Origin of the sequence: Dethiosulfovibrio russensis (assembly GCF_021568855.1) — a bacterium.
Lineage (GTDB): Bacteria > Synergistota > Synergistia > Synergistales > Dethiosulfovibrionaceae > Dethiosulfovibrio > Dethiosulfovibrio russensis.
Genome location: NZ_JAKGUG010000005.1, coordinates 277,709 through 283,834, shown reverse-complemented (window position 1 = coordinate 283,834; position 6,126 = coordinate 277,709). Strand labels below are relative to the sequence as shown.

At 57.3% G+C, this 6,126-nt stretch carries 6 protein-coding genes and 1 riboswitch; all 6 genes read right to left on the bottom strand.

What is annotated here, in order from left to right; translation table 11 throughout:
• Nucleotides 1-144 precede the first annotated feature (144 nt).
• The 6 genes from L2W48_RS07925 to pxpB all read right to left on the bottom strand — a co-directional run bounded on the left by L2W48_RS07925 (nt 145) and on the right by pxpB (nt 6,068).
• On the bottom strand, nt 145-855 hold the full coding sequence (locus L2W48_RS07925) for a B3/B4 domain-containing protein (protein WP_236099262.1): 711 nt from the start codon (nt 853-855) through the stop codon (nt 145-147).
• Nucleotides 856-901: 46 nt separating this feature from the next.
• A riboswitch (guanidine-I (ykkC/yxkD leader) is annotated at nt 902-997 on the bottom strand.
• A gap of 111 nt (nt 998-1,108) precedes the next feature.
• Nucleotides 1,109-2,488 (bottom strand): alanine/glycine:cation symporter family protein, encoded by a 1,380-nt coding sequence (locus L2W48_RS07920; RefSeq protein WP_236099263.1) that lies wholly within the window; start codon nt 2,486-2,488, stop codon nt 1,109-1,111.
• A gap of 191 nt (nt 2,489-2,679) precedes the next feature.
• Nucleotides 2,680-3,477, bottom strand: a complete 798-nt coding sequence (locus L2W48_RS07915) for a putative hydro-lyase (protein ID WP_236099264.1) — start codon at nt 3,475-3,477, stop codon at nt 2,680-2,682.
• Nucleotides 3,474-4,247 (bottom strand): LamB/YcsF family protein, encoded by a 774-nt coding sequence (locus L2W48_RS07910; RefSeq protein ID WP_236099265.1) that lies wholly within the window; start codon nt 4,245-4,247, stop codon nt 3,474-3,476. The genes L2W48_RS07915 and L2W48_RS07910 overlap by 4 nt, the downstream gene beginning before the upstream one ends.
• 16 nt (nt 4,248-4,263) lie before the next feature.
• Entirely contained in the window at nt 4,264-5,328 is a 1,065-nt protein-coding gene (locus tag L2W48_RS07905) for a 5-oxoprolinase subunit C family protein (RefSeq protein WP_236099266.1), read from the bottom strand.
• Nucleotides 5,325-6,068: a 5-oxoprolinase subunit PxpB gene (gene pxpB / locus L2W48_RS07900; RefSeq protein ID WP_236099267.1), complete on the bottom strand. Its 744-nt coding sequence runs from the start codon at nt 6,066-6,068 to the stop codon at nt 5,325-5,327. The genes L2W48_RS07905 and pxpB overlap by 4 nt, the downstream gene beginning before the upstream one ends.
• Between the last annotated feature and the right edge of the window lie 58 nt (nt 6,069-6,126).

The following is a 6,126-nucleotide window of genomic DNA, read 5'->3' as shown; positions in this document are numbered from 1 at the left end:
TCGGAGGGCACGTCCTGTGCCCCCTCGGCTTGGGGCGACGTCCTGTCGCCCCATCCGTACTACACGACGGCAGGTCGGAAATACGGGCTCGAATGGGCTCCGCCGAAACGGCCTCTCCGAGGAGTGACGTTTTTAGAGATGCCCTTAAGGCTCTATCGCGGCTTCCCCGTTTTCACCGTCTAAAATCGAGGTCTCGCAGGTGCCGCCCAGCTTCTCTTTGACCATATCGGCCAGTTCTCTCAGGGCTTTTTCGAGGTCGTTTTTCCTGGAGTCGTCAACCAGCTCGATACATAGAAAGGCGTTCTTCGTCTTGTCGGTCAACATGGTGCGGACCGACTCCCTCCAGTTCCAGCAACGGCAGATGGCGCCTAGGTCGTCTTTATAGACGATCTCTCCCTCGTAGGGAGGGGACGACTTGTCCTCTCCGAGAACGATGAAATCCTCGTCGCCGATCGCCTTGGTCAGTTTTATGTTGCCCACGAAGGTGTCTATGTCCTCGCCTCCGCAGGGTAGACCGTATCTCAGAGAGATGGAGTTGTAGATGTCCACCAGAGGGTTTATGGTCCTCAGTTCCTGTCCCTTCTGGACCCTTTTCAGCAGTGCCTCGATGGACGATCTGGCCCCCTTCTTGGTCTTGAACTTCCTGAAGGCCTCTCTCCATGCCTTCACGGGGCCGTTTTCGGAGAACTCGCTCTCCGTCAGGTGTTTGAGTGCCTCCCTTTCCGCCTCTTTGAGCATCTCCCGGTATTCCTCTTCATCCCTGATCGAGTTGTCCAGGCCGCGGCAGACCACGACTCCTATGACAGAATCGGGGAAGACCTGCCTAAAGTCGTCCTCTACGATAAACTTTTTCATTTGGATTAACCTCCTTTTGCGGGTATAAAAAAAGCCTGGGGACCGAATCTCCCAGGCTTTTATCCTTCCGTGTACACGACGAGTCGTGCGTTTTCTCTCGGACCTGCCGACCGAAGGTCGCGGAACCCTAGAAAACTGAGCTTATTCGATTTTTAGATCCTTTAAGGACCTAGATGTGATGACACAGCAGGTCTATATAACTCTAAATTTAAATATAGACAAGCTTTTACCTCATGTCAAGTGGGGTCTTGGGCTAGGAAAATTTCCCTTCCCTCCATCTCATGGCTCCGGAGAAGTAGTCGTTTTTGAGCTTTTTGATTTCCGGAGTGAGGGTCAGAAGGCCGATCATGTTGGGAATTATCACCATGGCCAGCAGTATGTCCAGAACGTAGAAGAGGGACGACAGGCCTCCCAGGGCTCCCCAGAAGATGGCGGCGACGTAGACGGTCCTCATGAAGAGGCTGAATCGATACCCGAAGAGGAATTCGGCCTGTTTTTCTCCGTAGTACACCAGGGTTATTATGGTCGATATTACGAAAAGAGTCAGGGATATGGATATAGCCGTAGAGCCTATTTTGTCGCCGAAGACGGAGGAGAAAGCGTAGAGAGGCATGGTGGCCGCGTCCTTCGCCGGCAAGGCGGTCCAGGCTCCGGACACTATTATGGCCAGTCCCGTTACGGTGCATATGATCATAGTGTCGGCCACGATCTCGAATATGCCCCAGCAGGCCTGTCTACAGGGATGGTCGGTTACGGCAGTGCTGTGGGCTACCGGAGCGGTCCCCATCCCGGCCTCGTTGGAGTAGGTTCCTCTGGCGATTCCCCATCGCAGCGTCGCTATTATCCCGGCACCGCCGAATCCGCCTATCGAGGCGGCAGGGGTGAAGGCCGAACGGAATATCAGAGACAGGGCCTCGGGTATCTTGGACAGGTTGACCGCCAGCACCATCAGGGCGCCGATTATGAAGCATACGGCCATGGCTGGAACCATGACCTCGGCCACCTTCCCTATCCTGGTGATTCCTCCGAAGACGACCAGTCCAACCAGCACGGCCAGTACCGTTCCTGCTGCTATGCTGGACACTCCTAACTCGTTAACCGATCGAACCACCGAAAGGGACTGGGTGGCTATGGACGGTATGATCTCCAGCATCAGACAGAAGGAGAATATCAGGCTGAGCCATCTGCCGATCCTTCCTCCGACGCCTTTCTTCAGGTAGTACATGGGGCCTCCGACGAACTCTCCTCTGGCGTTTTTTTCCCTGTAATGGACTCCCAGGGCTATCTCGGAGAATTTGGATGCACAGCCTATGGCCGCTACTACCCACATCCAAAAGATCGCCCCTGGGCCACCGAAGGCCACTGCCACCGATACCCCTATTATGTTGGCCGCTCCGACCGTCGAGGCCAGGGCCGCAGTAGTGGCCTGAAACGGCGATATGGTTCCCTCTCCGTCCTTTTTGGAGGAGAAGATCTTTCCGAAGGTCTCTCTCAGTATTCTGCGACAGTACTTGAACTGAAAGAAGCCGAGGGAGACCGTCAGCCAGACGCCCCCTCCGAACAGGAGTATCCGCATGGGCCATCCCCAAAGCCAGTTGGACAAGGCGGATATGAGTTCGTTAAACCCCATCATGGCACCATTCCCTTCCCGATAGAATTGAAACTATCTTTCAGTATAGGTTTATTTGCTGAGGATATCAAGCAAGATAATCTATTTCGATATATTTGAAATTTTGTATTATCAAAATGATACTCTTTATCTTTTTTTGACAAAAAAGAGGAACCTCGCAAAGGAGGTCCCTCTTTAGGAGCGTTTTCGAGAGATCAGAACACCGCCAGATCGGCGTCCTTGGGGTCCAGTATCATCATGTGCCCCGGAGCGTGGGTTATCGCGAAGGGAGGTTTGCTGGCCATCAGCGCCGCCTGGGGCGTCACGCCGCATCCCCAGAAGACCGGGACCTCGCCGGGACGGATCGTGACCGAGTCGCCGAAGTCGGGTTTGGAGATGTCCTTTATCCCTATCGCCTCAGGGTCTCCTACGTGAACCGGGGCTCCGTGTACTCCCGGGAAGCGTCCTGTGCACAGAACCGCCTTGGGAACCTGTCTCGCCGGGATGGGCCTCATGCTGACCACCATAGGCCCAGACAGCCGACCGGCCGGACGGCACTTCATGGAGGTGATGTACATGGGGACGTTGCGGTTTTCCTCGATGTGCCTTATCGGAATATTCGCCTCCATGAGGGCGCTCTCGAAGGAGAAGGAGCAGCCCAGAAGGAAGCCGACCAGGTCGTCCCGCCAGTAGGAGCTTACGTCGGTGGGTTCGTCGATATTGACGCCGTTTTCCCAGACCACGTATCTCGGAATATCTCTGGATATATCCGAGCCGGGGGCCATTATCCTGGCCTCGGTGTCGCCCGGTTCGGTGATGTCCAGTATGGGGCAGGGGGTCGGGTTTCTCTGGGCGAAGACGAGAAAGTCGTAGGCCCAGTCCTTGGGGAGGACTATCAGATTGGCCTGAACCCTTCCCTTGCACATTCCCGGGGTGGGCTTGGTCCATTCCCCTTTTCTGATTATCTCCCTGACCTCTTGAGGCGTCGATCCGCTGTAGTCCGTGGCTTTCATAGTTTCAGCACCTCCCTGAGATTGGCTATCTCTATTCCCTCCGCCTCCAGCGTCTTCCTGAGCTCTCTGGACATCTCCACCGCCTCGGCGGTGTCGCCGTGCAGACAGATCGAGTGGGGGCGAAGCTCTATATCCTCTCCGGCCAGGGTCGTGACGATGCCCTCTTTTATCATCCTGACCACCCTGGACGCCGCCTCGTCGGGGTCGTGTATAACCGCTCCCTCCATGCTCCTGGGGACGAGGGTTCCGTCGGCCATGTAGGCTCGATCGGCGAAGGCCTCCGAAGCGAAGGGAACTCCCGTTTCCTCCGCCGCCTTCTGGAACAGCGATCCCGACAGTCCCATGAGGATCAGGTTATCCCCTCCGTCCTTCACGGCACCGGCTATGGCTCTGGCCATCTCTAGATCCTTGGCTGCGGTGTTGTACATGGCTCCGTGGGGTTTGACGTGCTGTAGCGAGGTTCCCGTAGCCCTGCAGGTCGCGGAAATGGCCCCTATCTGGTAGAGGCAGTCGGCGTAGACCTGGTCGGGAGTGCACTTCAGGTTTCTCCGTCCGAATCCGACCAGGTCGGGGTAGCCCGGATGGGCCCCTATGGCGACGCCTCTGGACGAGGCCATCTTCACCGTCTCGACCATGACCGACGGGTCTCCTGCGTGAAAGCCGCAGGCCACATTGGCGGAGGAGACGCTGTCCAGAACCTGGCCGTCCCTTCCCATGGTGTAGGCGCCGAAGCTTTCGCCCAGATCGCTGTTCAGATCTATCTTGTACATCTACGTCATGCCTCCTCTAGATTTTCTCCCATTGGACCTCGTAGGTTTCGCCGTCGACGGTGATGCGACATTGTCCCTCCGTTGCCGGTTCGACCAGTTCCTTTTCGTCTCTCGCCGGATCGGCTATCCAGCCTTCGAGGGCCAGTCTGAGGGATTCCAGTCGACCTCTTTCCTCTCTGGCCTCGATTATGGCCTGATCCTGGCTCATGGCGGAGAAACGTACCGGTTGTCCCGGGAGCCTCTGGGCCAGTCTGGCCACCGAGTTGGCAGTGAGGACCGCTATCTTCGTGTAGCCCCCGGTGGTCTGTCTGTCCGCCATCATGACGATCGGTTGACCGTGTCCCGGAACCTGGACCGCCCCTAGACATATGGCGTCGGAGACTATATCCGCCCCGTCGACGTGTTCTATGGTCGGTCCCTCCATGCGGTAGCCCATGCGGTCCGCGGCGGCGGAGACGACGTATTCCTCGGATAGGAAGGTCTTTATTCCCTCGTCGGTGAAGAGGTCGTCCTGAGGGCCGGGAACCACGTCCATTCGGCGGGAGGGGGAGTAGTCCGGCCTGAGATCTTCGGGACACACGAAGCCGATGCATCTCTTCCCTAGGATGTAGGGAGAGCCTGTTTCCAGCTCGTCTCCGGCCTTGAGGGCTCTGCCCTGGAGGCCGCCTATCTTACCCCTCAGGTAGGTGGAGCGGCTTCCCATGAGAGGCGGTATGTCTATTCCTCCGGCTACGCATAGATAGCCTCTGCACAGGCCGTCTTTCATCCCGGAGAAGGAGACGACGTCGCCGTCCTTTACCGCGACGGTCGTCCAGGGTTGTACGTGGGTTCCGTTGACCATCATGCCCAGGTCTCCTCCGGCGAGGGCCACGATTCCACTTCCCTGAACCGCCAATTTCGGCCCTACGACGGTTATCTCCAGGGCGGCAGCTCCGGGGTCGTTGTGGACCATGATGTTTCCTCTGCGAAGCGCCATTGGGTCCATCGCTCCGGCGACCGGCATGCCTATGGCCTGATGTCCCCATCTGCCCAGGTCCTGCACGGTGGTCAATATGCCTGGAGATCGGACGAGCAGCTTCATAGTGTCCCATCTCCCTTCTCGACTATCTCCAGCTCATAGGCGTTTTTAATTGCCTTTTCCCTGATGTCCAGATATTCGTCCTTTTGGACCGGGCGGAATCGAATCCAGAGCCCTGCGTCGAGAAGGGTGGCGGGCTCTCTGGCCGGGTCGTACATCACCAGGGGAGTGCGCCCTATAAGCTGCCAGCCTCCGGGGCTGTCTATGGGGTAGATCCCGGTCTGCTTGCCCGCTATGCCGACGCTGCCAGCCGGTATCAGCTCTCTGGGGGTCTCCAACCTGGGGGTGGCTATGGATTCGTCCATTCCTCCCAGATAGGAGAATCCGGGGGTGAAGCCCAGCATGTAGCAGTAGCAGCTGTTGGAGCAGTGACGGCGTATGACCTCTTCCTCGGATATCCCGTGGTGTTTCGCCACCGATTCGAGATCCGGACCGTATTCGCCGCCGTAGCATACCGGAATGACGGCCTCTTTGGATCCTATCTCGACTTGCTCGTCTATCGATCCTATTTCGGCCGATATGGTCTCTCGAAGCCCCTCCAGATTCGTCTCCATCGGATCGAAATAGACGGCGAGAGATCGATATGTGGGCATGAGCTCCATGATGCCCGGAACGGGACGGGCCTCCAGATTGGATCTAAGGGTCTGTACCTTGGCGTTTATCTCCAGGGCTATGGCGTTTCCGAAATCGACGACCAGGCAGGAGTCTCCGGCTGGCCGTATCTTTGGTTCTGTCTCTTTCATCGGCGTTCCCTCCTAATCGACGTGGCCGGGAGCGTCGTAGGCTCCCGGCTTCATTATA